This window comes from Paenibacillus endoradicis, assembly GCF_024721975.1.
In genome coordinates this window covers 724214-741630 of record NZ_JANQBB010000003.1, presented here as the reverse complement: position 1 = coordinate 741630, position 17417 = coordinate 724214, and the positions used below count along the sequence as shown (strand labels likewise).

The following is a 17417-nucleotide window of genomic DNA, read 5'->3' as shown; positions in this document are numbered from 1 at the left end:
CTATAGGTTAGCTCTTATTTCTGTTGCAAAACTGGCATAGCGCGAGATGAGAAGTTAATTGTTTGCATCATAGTTAGCAATGCTCTTACTGTATCAAGTGATGTCATACAAACTACTCCATTCTCAACTGCTTCACGACGAATTCGGAAGCCATCACGTTCTGGAGTTTTGCCCTTCGTAAGTGTATTTACTACGAATTGAGCATGTCCTTCGCGGATATGGTCAAGAATATTTGGCGTGTTTTCACTTAGTTTATTAACACGTTCTACATATAAGCCCGCTGCTTCAAGTGCATCTGCAGTACCGCCAGTTGCCATTAATTTGTAACCTACGTTAGCAAAACCACGCATTAATTCAACTGTTTCTTGCTTATCTTTATCCGCTACTGTTACAAGAATTGTACCAGAGTTAGGAATCTTCATACCTGCACCAATAAGTCCTTTGTACAATGCTTTTGCAAATTGTACGTCACGTCCCATTACTTCACCTGTAGATTTCATCTCAGGAGTCAGTGTAGGGTCAACGCGGCGAAGTTTTGCGAACGAGAATACTGGAACTTTAACCGATACATGATCATCTTCTGGCCACAAGCCATCTACATAACCAAGCTCAGCAAGGCTCTCATTCAAGATTGCACGAGTTGCAAGATTTGCCATCGGAATATTCGTTACTTTACTTAAGAATGGTACTGTACGAGAAGAACGTGGGTTAACCTCGATCACATATACTTTCTCTTCGTGAATAACAAACTGAATATTTACAAGTCCGATAACTTTAAGTGCTTTTGAAATTTTAATTGTAATGTCTACGATTTGTTGCTTAATATCGTCAGAAAGTGATTGTGGTGGATATACGGCAATCGAGTCACCTGAGTGAACCCCTGCGCGCTCAACATGCTCCATAATACCTGGGATAAGCACTGTTTCGCCATCACAAATCGCATCAACTTCTGCTTCTTTACCAAGCATGTAACGGTCAATCAATACCGGATGCTCAGGATTAATCTTAACAGCTACTTTCATGTAGCTCAACAAATCTTCATCAGAGTATACAATTTCCATTGCGCGACCACCAAGTACATAAGATGGACGTACAAGAACTGGATAACCGATAACTTGAGCTGTAGCTACTGCTTCATCAACCGTTGTTACTGTTTTACCTTCTGGTTGAGCGATGTCTAAGCTACGAAGAAGAGCTTCAAACTTCTTGCGATCTTCCGCTTCATCGATACTTTCAAGACTAGAACCAAGAATTTTAACGCCAGCTTTAGAAAGTGGAGAAGCAAGGTTAATTGCTGTTTGACCACCGAACTGAACGATTACACCAATTGGTTGCTCTTGCTCGATTACGTTCATTACGTCCTCGAAGAACAAAGGTTCAAAGTATAGACGATCAGATGTGCTGAAGTCAGTTGACACTGTTTCAGGGTTGTTATTAATAATAACTGCTTCATAACCTGCATTTTGAATTGCCCATACAGCATGAACAGTGGAGTAGTCGAACTCAATACCTTGACCGATACGGATTGGACCAGAACCAAGTACAAGGATTTTTTCTTTCGTTGTATCAGTTACTTCATTCTCTACTTCATAAGTGGAGTAGTAATAAGGTGTAACTGCTTCAAATTCAGCCGCACAAGTATCAACCATTTTGTAAACTGGAACCATACCTTGAGACTTACGATGTACACGAATATCATTTTCATTCGTGAAAGCAGCACCAGGGAATCCTTCTTGACGAAGTTCAGCGATTGAACGGTCAGAGAAACCTTTACGTTTTGCTTCATATAATAACTCGTCAGTTAGCTCAGCTGTTGAACGAATGATATCTTCAAATTTCACGATACCTTCGATCTTATCAAGGAACCACCAGTCGATTTTCGTTAGATCTTGAATTTCTTGAAGAGCATAACCACGACGGAATGCTTCAGCAACTAGGAACATACGCTCATCATCAGGTTTCATTAGACGTGTACGAAGTACATCCTCAGAAAGCTCAGTAGATTCTTTCAAATGAATACGATGTGCACCAATTTCTAATGAACGAACTGCTTTATGAATAGATTCTTCGAATGTACGACCAATCGCCATAACTTCACCAGTTGCTTTCATTTGCGTACCTAGTTTACGGTTCGCATCAACGAATTTATCAAATGGCCAACGAGGAATTTTCGATACAATATAGTCAAGTGCTGGCTCGAAGCAAGCATATGTTTGACCGGTAACTGGGTTAACGATCTCATCAAGTGTATAACCGATTGCAATTTTAGCTGCCATTTTTGCAATTGGATACCCAGTTGCTTTGGAAGCAAGAGCAGATGAACGAGATACACGTGGGTTAACTTCGATTACATAGTATTGGAAACTGAACGGATCAAGAGCGAACTGTACGTTACAGCCACCTTCAATGTTCAAAGCGCGAATGATTTTCAATGATGCGGAACGAAGCATTTGATATTCACGATCAGACAATGTTTGAGAAGGAGCAACTACGATAGAGTCACCAGTATGAACACCAACTGGATCAAAGTTTTCCATATTACATACAACGATACAGTTATCGTTAGCATCACGCATTACTTCGTACTCTACTTCTTTCATACCAGCAATTGATTTCTCAATTAGACATTGGTTGATTGGAGAATAACGAATACCTGAAGCTACTGTTTCGCGAAGTTCTTCTTCGTCTGCACAGATACCGCCGCCTGTACCACCTAGTGTGTAAGCAGGACGAACGATGATCGGGTAGCCAATTGTGTTAGCGAACGCTACAGCATCTTCAACTGTAGTTACGATATCACTATCTGGAACCGGTTGATCAAGTTCACGCATAAGATCACGGAACAAATCGCGATCTTCTGCTTTTTCAATTGCAGTAAGTTGAGTACCTAGTAACTGAACATTTTCTTGCTCAAGTACGCCAGCACGAGCAAGTTCAACTGCCATGTTTAGACCCGTTTGACCACCAAGTGTTGGAAGCAAACCATCTGGACGTTCTTGACGAATAATTTGAGATACAAAGTCAAGTGTAATCGGCTCGATGTAAACTTTATCAGCCATATTTGTATCTGTCATAATTGTTGCTGGGTTACTGTTGATTAGAACGACTTCATAACCTTCTTCTTTCAAAGCTTGACATGCTTGAGTACCAGCATAGTCAAATTCCGCCGCTTGTCCGATGACGATAGGACCTGAGCCAATTACAAGGATTTTTTTAAGTTTATTATTTTTAGGCATTTTGTAATTCTCCTCTCAACATTTCCGACAATACAGCTTGACGAGGTTTTTGCGGATTTTCTATCTTATGTTTGCGAATCATTTCAATAAATTGGTCGAATAGATAGCTAGAGTCTTCTGGTCCAGGAGCTGCCTCTGGGTGATACTGTACAGAGAATGCAGGGAACGTTTTATGTTTCAAGCCTTCGATTGTTTTATCATTATTATTGATATGTGTCACGATTAGATCAGTACCTTTGATAGACTCATCTGTAACTGCATAACCGTGGTTTTGTGATGTAATATAGCAACGGTTTGTTTCTAATTCTTTAACTGGATGGTTACCACCACGGTGACCAAATTTCAATTTATCTGTATCAGCACCACATGCAAGAGCAAATAGTTGATGACCAAGACAAATTCCGAAGATTGGGAATTCACCAAGTAGTTGTTTAATTGTTTCTGCAACATGAAGATTATCTTTCGGATCCCCAGGACCATTAGACAATTGAATGCCATCTGGTGCAAGGCGACGAATATCATCAGCAGTTGTGTCATGTGGAACGACTACGATGTCGCAATTACGTTTGGAAAGTTCACGAATAATTCCACTCTTAGAACCACAGTCAATTAGAACAATACGTTCTTTGCTACCTGGATTCGTGTACACATAATCCGTAGATGTTCTTGCAACTTGATCATGAAGAGTTGGAGTAGCTTTCAAACGTTCTAGAAGTTCTTCAACATGCTCATTACCAGTCGTAATAAGACCTCTCATAGATCCGAATTGACGAATTTTACGAGTCAGCATACGAGTATCGATATCAGAAATACCAGGGATCTCATATTCTTTAAGTAAATCACCTAATGAATATTGTGCACGCCAGTTACTTGGAATTGGTTCATAACGACGAACAGCTAGGCCATAAATATTAGGACGAATAGCCTCAAAGTCATCGCGAGTAATACCGTAGTTACCGATTAGTGGATAAGTCATCGTTACAATTTGTCCACAGTAAGATGGATCAGAAAGAAGTTCTTGATATCCTGTCATACCTGTATTGAATACGACCTCACCGATCGTTTGAGTTTCAGCACCGAATGATAATCCCTTAAACATAGTTCCGTCTTCTAACAATAGTCTTGCTTGCATCCGTTTCACTCCTCAAAAGTTGTTCTTTCTATTCAGTCCAGACAATGTTACCATTTACGATTGTTGCTACAGGCCATCCTTTAAGTTTCCAACCACCAAATGGTGTGTTGTTGCTCTTAGATAAGAATGTACTAGGATCAACCGCTTGTTCATTCTCAATATCTACGATTGTAATATCCGCAGGTTTACCAACTTCAAGGCTACCTTCTTCAAGGCGGAACACTCTAGCTGGATCTTGAGTCATACGTTTCAAGAGGAAGCCAAGTGTCCAGCGGCCCGTCTCTACAAAGTGTGTATAAAGTAATGGGAAAGCTGTTTCTAAACCAACGATACCAAATGGTGCAAGGTCAACACCTTTTGCTTTTTCCTCAGCGCTATGAGGCGCATGATCCGTAACGATTATATCTATAGTACCATCCTCTAACCCTTCAAGAACAGCTGCTACATCACGTGGTGTACGAAGTGGAGGATTCATTTTCCAATTTGCATCATCAAGTCCAGGAATGTTCTCATCAGATAAGATTAAGTGATGGGGACAAACTTCAGCAGTTACTTTAATACCAACTTGTTTCGCAAGGCGGATCAATCGAACTGATTGTTCTGTACTTACATGACAAACATGATAATGTACGCCGGTAGCTTCTGCAAGTAAAACATCTCTACCTACATGGATCGCTTCAGATTCATTAGGAATCCCTTTAAGTCCATGTTTGCGTGAAAACTCACCTTCAGATGCCCAAGCACCTACAACTAATGAATCATCTTCGCAGTGTGCAATAACTGGCATATCAAGAGATTTTGCAAGTGCCATTGCGTCTTTCATCATTTGAGCGTTTTGAACGCCTACGCCATCATCAGTAAAACCGATAGCTCCAGCTTCTTTTAATGAAGCAAAGTCAGTAAGTTCACGACCAAGCTCATTTTTCGTAATAGAGGCATATGGCAACACTTTAACTAATTGCGCTTCTTCGGATTTATCGATAATGTATCTAACCGTTTCAGCAGTATCTGTAACTGGTCTTGTATTAGGCATACAAGCGATAGTAGTGAACCCGCCTTTTGCAGCTGAACGAGAACCAGTAATAATATCTTCTTTATGAGTAAAGCCGGGATCACGTAGATGCACATGCATATCGATAAAACCTGGAGATACTAATTTACCTTGTGCATCAACTACTTCTGCACCTTCTATATTAACCGTTTCATTTGCATCAACAATCGCTGAAATCTTACCATCTACTACTTGTATATGCTTACCTTCTAAATTAGCGCTAGACTCATTCCATACTTTACCGTTCAAAATCCATAAAGACATTTTCATCCTCCTAAAAACTTTTCTGTTGCATCTTGAACAACTTCCTGTAAACGAAAAGTTACTTCGAAAGCATTACAACTTTTCGTTAACCCCACGATATTTCTTCTCGTATATGAAAAGTACATCGGAAGCTTTACAAATTTTTATCTATACAAGTGCACGCTCGATAACCGCCATTCGAATCGGAACCCCATTAGCCATTTGCGGGAATATTTTCGAATTTGCAGCTTCTACAAGTTCACTGTCAATCTCTACATCTCTATTGACAGGCGCAGGGTGCATAATAATCGCATGGTTTGCCATTTGGCTTGCTCGAGCTACAGTAAGACCATAACTTTCACGATAAGTATCTGCTGATTTCAATATTCCAGATGAATGACGCTCAAGCTGAACCCTTAACATCATAACTACATCTGCTTTTATTGCTTTTTCCATACTTACATATTGCACATCAAGATCTTTGGCTTGCATATCGTCAGGAGCACAGAACATCACATTCGCGCCAAATTGACGAAGTGCATATAGATTACTTCTTGCCACTCGGCTATGCAGAATGTCACCGATAATCGCTACATTCAAACCTTTTAACGTACCGAAATGTTTTTGCATTGTATATAGATCAAGCAAAGCTTGAGTTGGATGTTCGTTGTTACCATCACCTGCGTTAATTAGAGGAACTTTAATTTTAGGTGCCATTTCAGCTAGCAAGCCAATAGGTTTTAACCGAATAATACCCGCATCAATTCCCATTGATTCTAAAGTTCTAACTGTATCGTAGATAGATTCACCTTTTTCAACACTTGATGCCGCAGCACTGAAGTTTATAACTTCTGCACCTAATCGTTTCTCAGCAACTTCAAATGAAGTTCTAGTACGCGTACTGTTCTCAAAGAACATGTTTGCAACAAATTTTCCGTTAAGTAAGTTATGTGTTTTATTGGCATGTTGTTCCCAGAAGGCAGCTCTGTCAAGAATGGATTGAATCTCATTTTGACTAAGATCCTTCAAACCAAGTAAACTTCTTGATTGAGTTTGAGTAATCGTCATAAAATGGCCTCCCTAGTGAATAATCGTAACCTGATCAATACTATCAATTTCAGTAAATTGAACTTGTATCTCTTCTTGTTTTGATGTGGGAACATTTTTACCGATGAAATCTGGTCGAATCGGCAGCTCGCGATGACCACGATCTACAAGTACAGCTAGCTGTACATTTTGTGGTCTACCTAGGTCCATAATAGCATCCATAGCAGCTCTGATCGTTCGTCCTGTATATAGAACATCATCGAACAGAATGACTTTTTTGTTCTTTACCAATTTAGAATCTAGTTCTGTATCACCAGGCATATTGGCAAGTTCAACCATCACATCAGCTATTTCACTTCGATCATCACGATACTTCGTAATATCAAGTTCTCTAACTGTAACCTTTGTGCCCTCAATTTCCGATATTCTCGCTGCTACTCGATTGGCAAGATACACGCCTCTAGTCCGAATACCTACGATAATGCAATCTTCAATACCTTTGTTCTTCTCTACAATTTCATGCGCAATTCTAATTAATGCACGTCTAATTGCGGTTTCATCCATGATTACAAGACGTTCTCCTTCTGACACGAGCATCTCACCCCACTTTTCATTAATATGTCCATCATCAATACCGAATTGTCGCAAAGTAACAAAAAAACTCCTTGCGTCAGTCCGCAAGGAGTTGTGAAAGCTGTATGGTTCGATAGGTTGCCTGTACCAAATAGTGCTTCCTTCAACAAGGAGCGTATGTTGGACACAATTCACCTATTGGCCTTACTTCACGTTACCTTGCCAGCCTCACGGGGCTGAATTAAAGGTACATCTGTATCGAAATAATTATCCCATGTTCGACACGATATGTCAAGGGAAACGGTGCAAGTTACATCATCCAAATTATAATCAATTCTCATTATAATAATTAAAAAATTCTCCTTAAAAATGGAATGGATGTTTCGTTCATTATCCGCAAAAAACACCAATTTTAAGCTGAGTATATTAATCATTATAAAAAACAGACATCTGATCCCTCATTTCAAATCAACTATGCGATCAGTCGATTTGAAACCATTGAGGTATGCAGCGTCTGCTAGAGTGTGAGCATTAAGTTAATGATATAAAAACTTAGATTAGCTCCTTATAAAGTAAATCAATATGTGTCAGTCCAATTAGATATTTACTATAAACTAAGCTGTTTAATACGTGCGATCGCACGCTCTGTGTTCTCTCGACTACCAAAAGCAGTTAAACGGAAGTAACCTTCCCCGCATTGACCAAATCCAACGCCAGGTGTTCCCACAATATTAGCTTCACTCAATAAGTAATCGAAGAAACTCCATGAATTGTAACCTTCAGGTGTTTTCAACCAAATGTATGGAGCATTCACTCCGCCAAATACGGAAAAGCCAGCTTCACGTAGACCTTCACGAATCATTGCAGCGTTCGTCATATAATAATCCACTAGTTCTCTTATTTGCGCTTTGCCTTCTGTCGAATAAATCGCCTCTGCACCTTTTTGCGTTACGTAGGATACCCCATTGAATTTCGTCGTATGGCGTCTATTCCATAGTTCATTAACACTAACTGCATTGCCATTTACGTCGCGACCTTGAATTTCTTTTGGTACAACAGTATACGCACAACGGATACCAGTAAATCCAGCTGTTTTAGAAAAGCTACGGAATTCAATCGCAACTTTTTTAGCTCCTTCGATCTCATAAATACTATGAGGAACATTATCTTCTGTAATAAAAGCCTCATAAGCAGAGTCGAACAAAATAATACAGTCGTTCTCGATTGCATAATCTACCCATACTTTCAGTTCTTCCTTCGTTAACGTCATACCCGTAGGGTTATTAGGATAGCATAAGTAAATTAAGTCAACCTTTTCTGTAGGAAGGCTTGGTTTAAAATCATTTTTAGCCGAACAATCAAGATAGACAATTTTCTCATAACGACCGATATTGGTAATAAATGTACCTGCACGTCCAGCCATTACATTCGTATCGACATAAACAGGATATACAGGATCTTGAACAGCTACTATGCTATCAGTACTGAAAATTTCTTGAATATTACCAACATCACATTTCGAGCCATCACTTAAAAACACTTCATCTGTATTAAGTTCAACTCCGCGAGCTTTGTAATCATTCGCTATGATTTCATTAATTAAGAAGGAATATCCTTGTTCAGGACCATATCCTTTAAATGTTTCTACATTAACCATATCATCAACAGCAGCATGCATCGCTTTAATAACTGCTTGCGGAAGTCCTCTTGTAACGTCACCAATCCCTAGACTAATAACATCTGCTTGCGGATTTTGTTCCATATATTTCGTTCTGCGTTTTGCTACCTCCGAAAATAAATAACTACCTTGAAGTTCTAGAAAATGCTGATTCATTGTTGTCATACTCTATCACCGATCCTTTACATATCTTTTCCTTATGTATAAGGATATCGTAAATTAAACTAAAACATAATGCAGAATGTAATCAATTGTTTGTACATATTGCAGTTTTTAATTATATCGAAGATTTTATAATCCAAAAAAAGACTGCAGATAAACTAGAACTACTTCTAGTTTATCTGCAGTCTTATAATTTTCGATCTAACGGGATCTTAAATTTATTAGTATCTCATTAAAATCATCCGGTAATGGTACTTCAAACTGTAATCGTTCGCCTGTGCGAGGATGCGTGAAACCAAGAATACCAGCATGAAGTGCTTGTCCCTTTAACGGAATAGTTTTATTACGTCCATAGACAGGATCACCAGCTAATGGATAACCAATATACTTCATATGAACACGAATCTGATGAGTTCGACCAGTTTCTAGTTGTAACTCAACGATCGTGTAATCTCCACCAATTCGTTCAACAACTGTGAAGTGTGTAATAGCATCCTTCGCATTAACATCCGTAACCGTATATAGTTTGCGGTCGTTGCTATCTCTTCCAATTGGTGCATCAATGGATCCTGAATCATGAGGCATATTACCATGAACAAGTGCAGTATAGCGTCTTGTTACTGAATGTTCCTTCAATTGCTCCGCAAGAGAGACATGCGCCAAATCATTTTTGGCAACCATTAATAATCCTGTCGTATCACGGTCAATACGATGAACAATACCAGGACGCAATACTCCATTAATACCAGACAGATCTTTGCAATGGTGCATCAGCGCATTGACTAAAGTACCTTTAGGGTGACCAGGTGCAGGGTGTACAACCATACCACGTGGCTTATTAATGACAATGACATCACTGTCCTCATAAATAACTTCTAAGGGTATATTCTCAGCAATAATTTCTAAAGCTTGTGTTTCTGGTACTTGTACAGTTATAGTATCGTTTTCCTGAACTTTATAATTACTTTTAATAACAGTTCCGTTCACTTGTACATGAGCTGTTTTTATCCACTCTTGCACTTGAGTACGTGATATTGCTGCATTATCAATCGAATCTGTTACAAACTTATCGATACGTATTCCTTGAGACTCATCATTAGCGATAAACTCGTAATTCTCTTGTTGTTCTGTAATGTTACTCATTTTCTACGGCTACCTTGCCTTTCTTCTCTTCTTTCATACTTAGAAGTGTATCAAGCATGATAAGAATTACCCCTACGACTATTGCAGAATCTGCAACATTAAAAATTGGAAATGTATAACTACCAAAATTAAATTTGAAGAAGTCAACAACTTCTCCAAAACGTGCACGATCGATAAAGTTACCAACTGCTCCACCAAGTACTAGTCCTAATCCCGATAACAATAGTACGCTTCCGCTTTTACGAACGGATTGTGCATACCAAATAATTGCACCAACAATTACAATAGTAATTATTATAAAAAATACACGTTGATCTTGCAGTATTCCGAAAGCTGCACCACGATTTCGATGAGAAGTGATTAGAAAGAAATCACCAATCACACTAAACTGATCATATTCTTTCATGTTATTAACAATCCACTTTTTAGAGAAAAAATCCAAAATTAATACAACTACTGCAATAACATAATAATAAAATCGCATTCTCCCACTCCCAAAACTTTTCATTTACTTCACTGATTTTTACTTCATTGTGATGAAAAATTACTTCGAAAGCATAAGCAAACTTTTCATGTTCTTCACTGGCATTCATTTCATACAATTGAAAAGTTACTTCGAAAGCATGTACTAAAACTTTTCATGAACTGTCCGAAATAAGTGTAGCACATCCAACTTTTACAATCTAGTTTTACATTTCTTCTTCAAGATGGAGTTTATGATCTCTAATCCCAAAGATTGCTCGTACTGAAATGTACACAATGAGCAAACAATATAACCATTCCATAAACGAAATGGTGGTGCAATACGTGAAATCAACCCTTACATCGCAACAACTGCAACATTTCCGTTCAATACTACTTGAAGATAAAAACAGTATTATTCAGCAGCAACAAACTTACGCTGAAACATCTCCAATAAGTAGTCAGAGCAATATAGATGCTGAATTATCGATGTACGACAACCATCCAGCAGATCAAGCAACTGAATTATACGAACAAGAACGTGATCATGCTATTGCTCAAGGACAATTACGTCAACTTACACAAATCGATGATGCGTTGAATCGAATTGAAACAGGAAAATACGGACGTTGTGTGACCTGTCAAACTGCGATAGATATCGAAAGATTAGAGGCTATACCTGAGACGTTATATTGTCAGAATCATGCTAATGTCAATCAAGTTGTAGCACCTCAATACGAGTACGAACCACTATCATTCACCCAACTCAACTTTGACGACGAAGACTACACCGGATTTGATGGTGAAGACATGAGTCAAGCTTTGTGGGACTATGGAAATAGTAATTTGGCTCAGAACTCACAAATGCTTGATACGGAATTCGCAGCTGAAATCAATGAGGAGCTTCACGGTTATGTAGAGCCATTAGAAAGTTTTATAGCTACAGATATAACTGGGTCACATGTTCATATTGTGCGTAACGCTGCATATCAAGAGTATATGAAGGCTCATGAAGGCGATGAAGATTTGGAATTATTGTAATCTGTTCATTTATTCTATTTGCTTCTGTACAATTCTTACAATATCAGCAATATAATCACCGATAATCGGCAAGTTAAGTGCACCTAGTGCTTGCAATATCCAAACAACAAAGGTAGCAAAGAAAGCTAATCCAACGGCTGAGCCTACACCTCTAGCGATTCCCCCCATAAAATTACGCCACAATAATTTAAAGGGACGATTCATTAGGGTTACGTAATCAGCTATTTGTGTACGTTCAAGGTCATTCGTAACTTTGACTAGCCGTTCCTCTATTGCATCAAGAGATTTCTTTAACTTAGATAGCTCATCATCATCGGGTTTCGTCATTGTTACTCCTCCTTACCGTTTAGTTAATTTCAATTCAAAATTTTGAACTTTTAATAAAATAAGCCCGCTCGCCACCTAGGCAAGCGGGCCTTTATTAATATATCCTTATTCGTTAATGAAAATGCCTATCGATTTTTCACCAAGTTGTACTGTTTCCATACCCACTTTTTCAGCAAATGAAACAGATTGGACAAGAAGGTTATCTTGCAGCAACTGATCAAATTTTTGCAAAGCAGATTGCAATTCATTATCAACATGCAATACAAGATCGATACGTTTTTCAATTGGAAGGTCTAGTTTCTTACGTGTATCCTGTACGGCGCGAATAACTTCACGGACCCAACCCTCTTGTTCAAGCTCTTCCGTAATATCTGTATTAAGTGCCACAGTCACACCATTGCCTGATGCAGAAGCGAATCCTGATTTTGCTTTTTTCTCAACAAGCAATTCATCAAGTGTAACTTCTAACGTCTCACCTTCATCGGTCGTAAATGTATAGTTACCACTATTAACGATTGCACGCGTTTCTTCAGCAGACATTTCTTTAAGTGAATTTTGAATTGGAGAAACTTGTTTACCAAACTTGCGACCCGCTACTTTCAGATTTAACTTCAAGCTGAAATCAACAAAGCCACTGTCAGAATTTTGGACAACAATCGATTTTACATTGATCTCTTCTTTAATAATGTCTTCATATGAAGTAACTTCAAATTCACGATCTAGAGAAACGATTAGCTCTGAAAGTGGTTGACGAGTTTTAATTCCAGTCTCATTACGAACATTACGTGCAAGCTCTACAATTACTTTCGAGCTTTCCATGTCGCGTTCAAGCTCTTTATCGATTAAACTTTCATCTGCTACTGGATAATCGCCAAGATGAACACTTTCTCCACCACCAAGATTATTGTATACATCATCAGCTATCAACGGAGTATAAGGTGCGATCAATTGAGATAATGTAAGCAGTACATGGCGTAAAGTTTGATACGCAGCTACTTTATCGTCAGTAAGACCACTTCCCCAGAAACGATCACGCGAACGACGGATATACCAGTTGCTTAATTCATCAACAAATACTTCAATTGATTTCGCAGGATTCAAGAAATCATTTACTTCAAGACCTTTCGATACCGTTTGAATTAATGTATTCAGACGAGAAATAACCCAACGATCTAATTTATTGTTAGTAGCTACTGTTGTATGTTCTTCATGATTAAATCCATCGATTGAAGCATATAACGCGTAGAATGCATGAGTATTCACAATTGTATCAATAACTTTAGATTTCGCTTCAGCTACGATACCTTTTGAGAAACGTTTACTGTTCCAAGGTGCGCTGTCCGAAAGTAATGCCCAACGGAATGCATCAGTACCGAACTCTTCGATAATTTCCCAAGGATCAATTACATTCCCTTTCGATTTGGACATTTTTTGTCCGTTTTCATCAAGAATATGACCTGTAGAAAGAACTGCTTTATATGGTGCTTTACCATTGAACAGTGTAGAAACTGCTAATAAGCTATAGAACCATCCGCGAGTTTGGTCAATTCCTTCACAAATAATATCAGCAGGATATTGATCTTCGAATTTAGCATTGTCGCCAAATGGATAATGTTGCTGCGCAAATGGCATAGAACCGCTATCGAACCATACATCAATAACTTCAGACGTACGTTTCATGACCGCACCTTCAGCAAACGGACTCTTCAGTAAGATTCCATCTACATATGGTTTGTGTAACTCGATATCTTCTGGTACGAAGTCTACAGCACGCGCGCGTAGATCAGCTATGCTACTTGGCGCATACTGCTTGCCAGTCTCTTCACAAATCCATACGTTTAACGGTGTACCCCAATAACGATTACGGCTAATATTCCAATCCACTAAATCCTCAAGGAACTTACCAAAGCGACCTTCACGAAGATGGCCTGGATACCATTCTACTCCAGCATTGTTTGCAATCAATTGATCTTTTACAGCCGTTGTCTCGATAAACCAGCTTTCCGTAGCATAGTACAGAAGTGGTGACTTACAACGCCAGCAGAACGGATAGCTATGTTCATAACGTTCTTTAGAAAATAATAGTCCTTTTTCACTTAGCATTTTCACGATATCTACATCGCAATCTTTCACGAATCGACCAGCAAGGTCAGTAACCTCGTCGATGTAACGACCAGCATTGTTCACTACAGCTAACATACTAATACCATTAGCACGAGCAACACGGTAGTCATCTTCACCATGAGCAGGTGCGATATGAACGATACCAGTACCACTAGAATCACTTACAAAGTCACCTGGAATAACAACATGACCTTTTTCAATTGATACGTAGTTGAACGGAGGTAAGTAACTACGACCTACTAGTTCGCTACCTTTCAACGTACTAAGCACTTCGAAGTCTTCTTTCATAACTGACTCAACAAGGTTGGCAGCAACGATATATACTTCGCCATCTTTAGCTACTCGAACATAATCAAGCTCTGGATTAACTGCTAATGCTACATTCGCAGGCAATGTCCAAGGTGTTGTTGTCCAAGCAAGAATATATTCGACACTGTCCGTCAGTTTGAACTTAGCAGTAGCGCTCAAGTCCTTCACATCTTCATATCCTTGTGCAACTTCATGAGAGCTTAATGTCGTTTGACAACAAGGGCAATAAGGACTTACACGATGTCCACGATACAGTAGCCCTTTCTCATGAATTTTAGAAAGAATATGCCATACACTCTCAATATATTTGTTATCAAGTGTAATGTATGGGTTATCCATATCTGTCCAGTAACCAATCGCTTCTGTTAATTCACGCCATTGTTTCTCATATTCAAATACGCTGTCTTTACATTTCGTAATAAATTTCTCAACGCCGTATGCTTCGATCTCTTGTTTCCCTGAAATACCTAGTTGTTTTTCAACTCCAAGTTCTACAGGAAGACCATGTGTATCCCAGCCTGCTTTACGAATAACACGGTAGCCAGACATCGTACGATAGCGGCAAATAAAGTCTTTAATTACTCGACCAAGAACATGACCGATGTGCGGCTTACCATTCGCTGTTGGAGGACCTTCATAAAATACGAAATTCGGTTTTCCTTCACGATTTTCAATTGATTTCTTAAAAGTATCTTGTTCTTGCCATTGTGCTAATACACGTAACTCACGAGTACGTGCGCGTTCTTTAACGTCTACGCGTTGCATACTTTAACAGCCCCTCTCATTCTCAAAAAACAAAAATAAACCTCATCCCTATGGAAAGGGACGAGGTTAGTCGCGTTACCACCCTTGTTCCGCTCTGAAATAATCATGCATAAGCATAAATGATCAGAACGACACTTTGGTACGAATACTTGATTCGTATTCCTTATATCGGAGGAAAAACCGTCTACCCTTAGTACTTTTCCTTAGATAAGGTTCAGGATAGCTTCTCGGAGATGATATTTCATCTATGTCTATGCACCGAATTTCACCAAGCATCGGCTCTCTGAAGCAATACATACATGAACGTGTTCTCGTCATCGAATTACAAATATCAATGATTATAACAATATTTATAGCTGATTAAAAGCATAATGTCAATTGAAATATGCTTCAGGACTTTGAACTAAACATACTTAGATATATTAACATTACCTAAGTATGTTCAATTCTAGCTAACTTTATTCGTGAACAACAGCTTCAGGGCGATCCGATCTAAGCGTATCCCATGATTCTTCTGCTAACAACTCTAATTGAGCTTCAACAAGAGTACGGAACCTCGCGCGATAGATAGACGCTTGTTTTTTCAATTCATCCACTTCAAGTGAAACTTTACGAGATTTGTTCAAAGACTCATTAACGATTCGATCAGCATTTTTCTCGGCTTCTTTCACGATCAATTGAGCTTCTTTCTTTGCATTACTTCGAACTTCGTCTGCCGCTTCTTGTGCCACAATAATAGTTTTGCTCAGCGTATCCTCAATATTAGAGAAATGATTCAAACGCTCTTGTAATGTAAGCATTTGATTTTGCATTTCTTTATTTTCACGGATAAGTGCTTCATAATCTTTAATAACTAAGTCCAAGAATTCATTTACTTCATCCTCGTCATAGCCACGAAGTCTACGTGAAAACTCTTTATTATGTATGTCCAATGGTGTCAATGGCATTGGAGCACCTCCTATGGTCATTCTAATCAAACCAAACTGTCTAACTATGATATGAATCCATATTCGACAACGATAAGCAATTTCCTGCAAAATCTCTAAATAAATTTACTGATTTTTACACGAATTCTACCTTTTTTAGTAATACCGTCGACTTCAGAAACTTTAAACCTACCCAAACCTTTAATAGAAACTACATCTCCTTCTTTCAATTGCTTAGAAGGATCTTCTTCTGTTTTCCAATTCACCCGGCATCGCCCCGCCTTAATTGGATCAGCGATTTTAGTTCTACTTACTCGGTAAGCATCACTAGCAATGCCATCTAATCTTAACGACGCAACAGTAAAACTTAAATCTTCGAACTTAGCCACGACAGGTTGTAGTTGATCAATCGAAATGATATCAGTCAAAACATTTAGGCGATGTACTTGCCTAAACCCAATATCAAGAAATTGTGCCATTTCTGAAGTAACAACGATATGACAGAAATCATCATGCTGATGTATATCTCCTACTCGATCTCGCTTAATTCCTAACCCAATTAAAGCGCCAAGGAAATCACCATGATCTAATTCATGAAACTTGTCGCTTTGACTAGTGACTTGAAGCACTTTCAAATCTGAATCTTCATATTCCGCATCTCGGTAGTCAGGGACAATAATCGCACGTTTGCGTTCAGCAGCCTCGTAGCCACCATCGAATTTAATATTAACTGATCCTATCCGATTAGCTATCGTTGTCACAATAAATTGTTGTCTTGGATCTAAAAAATCGGTCCGTCTAAGCTCATGTAGCTCAGCGGACCGTTCTATCCATTCATGTGTGCGATCAACAAATGGCTTCTCTTCAGGATGGAAATGACTATAAAATCCGTCCTTCATATGCACTCACCTTTAATTTTATCAAGCAATTGAGTCGATGATGAACATTACACCAGATTGAATGAAGCGTAATGCGATAAAAGCCACGATTGGCGAGATATCAAGCATTCCTCCGATTGGCGGAATAAATCTACGGAAAATGGAAAGATAAGGCTCTACAATTTTCCCTAGAAATTGACCGATCGAACTGCTTCTTGCATTGGGAAACCACGACAATAAAATGTATGCAATGATCATGTAATTGTATACCGTAAATAATAAAGTTACGATATTTTTAATTTCATATAACAAACTTATGT

General features: G+C 38.7%; 14 protein-coding genes and 1 other annotated feature. Of the genes, 1 reads left to right on the top strand and 13 read right to left on the bottom strand.

Annotated features, from left to right (window positions below):
- Window positions 1–14 precede the first annotated feature (14 nt).
- The 8 genes from carB to lspA all read right to left on the bottom strand — a co-directional run bounded on the left by carB (window position 15) and on the right by lspA (window position 10749).
- The gene (gene carB, locus NV377_RS13545; protein WP_258199456.1) at window positions 15–3236 is read right to left on the bottom strand and encodes a carbamoyl-phosphate synthase large subunit; all 3222 of its coding nucleotides are present in this window, start codon (window positions 3234–3236) and stop codon (window positions 15–17) included.
- Window positions 3229–4368 carry a glutamine-hydrolyzing carbamoyl-phosphate synthase small subunit gene (gene carA / locus NV377_RS13540; RefSeq protein WP_258199455.1) on the bottom strand — a complete coding sequence of 380 codons (1140 nt, stop codon included), beginning with the start codon at window positions 4366–4368 and terminating at the stop codon, window positions 3229–3231. The genes carB and carA overlap by 8 nt, the downstream gene beginning before the upstream one ends.
- 28 nt (window positions 4369–4396) lie before the next feature.
- Complete coding sequence (gene pyrC / locus NV377_RS13535) at window positions 4397–5683, bottom strand: dihydroorotase (RefSeq protein ID WP_258199454.1); 1287 nt, start codon at window positions 5681–5683, stop codon at window positions 4397–4399.
- Window positions 5684–5830: 147 nt separating this feature from the next.
- On the bottom strand, window positions 5831–6730 hold the full coding sequence (locus tag NV377_RS13530) for an aspartate carbamoyltransferase catalytic subunit (protein WP_258199453.1): 900 nt from the start codon (window positions 6728–6730) through the stop codon (window positions 5831–5833).
- Window positions 6731–6742: 12 nt separating this feature from the next.
- Window positions 6743–7306 (bottom strand): bifunctional pyr operon transcriptional regulator/uracil phosphoribosyltransferase PyrR, encoded by a 564-nt coding sequence (pyrR, locus tag NV377_RS13525; protein ID WP_258200334.1) that lies wholly within the window; start codon window positions 7304–7306, stop codon window positions 6743–6745.
- Between the two features lie 583 nt (window positions 7307–7889).
- Window positions 7890–9125 (bottom strand): LL-diaminopimelate aminotransferase, encoded by a 1236-nt coding sequence (locus tag NV377_RS13520; protein WP_258199452.1) that lies wholly within the window; start codon window positions 9123–9125, stop codon window positions 7890–7892.
- Between the two features lie 198 nt (window positions 9126–9323).
- Window positions 9324–10265, bottom strand: coding sequence for an RluA family pseudouridine synthase (locus tag NV377_RS13515; RefSeq protein ID WP_258199451.1), 942 nt, complete (start codon window positions 10263–10265; stop codon window positions 9324–9326).
- Window positions 10258–10749, bottom strand: a complete 492-nt coding sequence (lspA, locus tag NV377_RS13510) for a signal peptidase II (RefSeq protein ID WP_258199450.1) — start codon at window positions 10747–10749, stop codon at window positions 10258–10260. Before lspA ends, NV377_RS13515 begins: the two co-directional genes overlap by 8 nt.
- 323 nt (window positions 10750–11072) lie before the next feature.
- Here lspA and NV377_RS13505 point away from each other — a divergent pair, with 323 nt between their 5' ends.
- On the top strand, window positions 11073–11768 hold the full coding sequence (locus NV377_RS13505; RefSeq protein WP_258199449.1) for a TraR/DksA C4-type zinc finger protein: 696 nt from the start codon (window positions 11073–11075) through the stop codon (window positions 11766–11768).
- 9 nt (window positions 11769–11777) lie between these two features.
- Here the strand turns inward: NV377_RS13505 and NV377_RS13500 are convergent, their stop codons facing one another.
- The 5 genes from NV377_RS13500 to NV377_RS13480 form a co-directional block, all read right to left on the bottom strand.
- Window positions 11778–12095 carry a DUF5665 domain-containing protein gene (locus tag NV377_RS13500; protein ID WP_258199448.1) on the bottom strand — a complete coding sequence of 106 codons (318 nt, stop codon included), beginning with the start codon at window positions 12093–12095 and terminating at the stop codon, window positions 11778–11780.
- A gap of 105 nt (window positions 12096–12200) precedes the next feature.
- Complete coding sequence (gene ileS, locus NV377_RS13495) at window positions 12201–15293, bottom strand: isoleucine--tRNA ligase (protein ID WP_258199447.1); 3093 nt, start codon at window positions 15291–15293, stop codon at window positions 12201–12203.
- Window positions 15294–15346: 53 nt separating this feature from the next.
- Window positions 15347–15620, bottom strand: a binding site (T-box leader).
- 131 nt (window positions 15621–15751) lie between these two features.
- Window positions 15752–16240, bottom strand: coding sequence for a DivIVA domain-containing protein (locus NV377_RS13490; RefSeq protein ID WP_258199446.1), 489 nt, complete (start codon window positions 16238–16240; stop codon window positions 15752–15754).
- A gap of 95 nt (window positions 16241–16335) precedes the next feature.
- On the bottom strand, window positions 16336–17118 hold the full coding sequence (locus NV377_RS13485) for a YlmH family RNA-binding protein (RefSeq protein WP_258199445.1): 783 nt from the start codon (window positions 17116–17118) through the stop codon (window positions 16336–16338).
- Window positions 17119–17139: 21 nt separating this feature from the next.
- Window positions 17140–17409 carry a YggT family protein gene (locus NV377_RS13480; protein WP_258199444.1) on the bottom strand — a complete coding sequence of 90 codons (270 nt, stop codon included), beginning with the start codon at window positions 17407–17409 and terminating at the stop codon, window positions 17140–17142.
- Between the last annotated feature and the right edge of the window lie 8 nt (window positions 17410–17417).

What these genes read in the sequence shown, in the direction of transcription:
- carB (WP_258199456.1), bottom strand. Translation starts at nt 3,236, where the DNA reads ATGCCTAAAAATAATAAACTTAAAAAAATCCTTGTAATTGGCTCAGGT.
- carA (WP_258199455.1), bottom strand. Translation starts at nt 4,368, where the DNA reads ATGCAAGCAAGACTATTGTTAGAAGACGGAACTATGTTTAAGGGATTA.
- pyrC (WP_258199454.1), bottom strand. Translation starts at nt 5,683, where the DNA reads ATGTCTTTATGGATTTTGAACGGTAAAGTATGGAATGAGTCTAGCGCT.
- NV377_RS13530 (WP_258199453.1), bottom strand. Translation starts at nt 6,730, where the DNA reads ATGACGATTACTCAAACTCAATCAAGAAGTTTACTTGGTTTGAAGGAT.
- pyrR (WP_258200334.1), bottom strand. Translation starts at nt 7,306, where the DNA reads ATGCTCGTGTCAGAAGGAGAACGTCTTGTAATCATGGATGAAACCGCA.
- NV377_RS13520 (WP_258199452.1), bottom strand. Translation starts at nt 9,125, where the DNA reads ATGACAACAATGAATCAGCATTTTCTAGAACTTCAAGGTAGTTATTTA.
- NV377_RS13515 (WP_258199451.1), bottom strand. Translation starts at nt 10,265, where the DNA reads ATGAGTAACATTACAGAACAACAAGAGAATTACGAGTTTATCGCTAAT.
- lspA (WP_258199450.1), bottom strand. Translation starts at nt 10,749, where the DNA reads ATGCGATTTTATTATTATGTTATTGCAGTAGTTGTATTAATTTTGGAT.
- NV377_RS13500 (WP_258199448.1), bottom strand. Translation starts at nt 12,095, where the DNA reads ATGACGAAACCCGATGATGATGAGCTATCTAAGTTAAAGAAATCTCTT.
- ileS (WP_258199447.1), bottom strand. Translation starts at nt 15,293, where the DNA reads ATGCAACGCGTAGACGTTAAAGAACGCGCACGTACTCGTGAGTTACGT.
- NV377_RS13490 (WP_258199446.1), bottom strand. Translation starts at nt 16,240, where the DNA reads ATGCCATTGACACCATTGGACATACATAATAAAGAGTTTTCACGTAGA.
- NV377_RS13485 (WP_258199445.1), bottom strand. Translation starts at nt 17,118, where the DNA reads ATGAAGGACGGATTTTATAGTCATTTCCATCCTGAAGAGAAGCCATTT.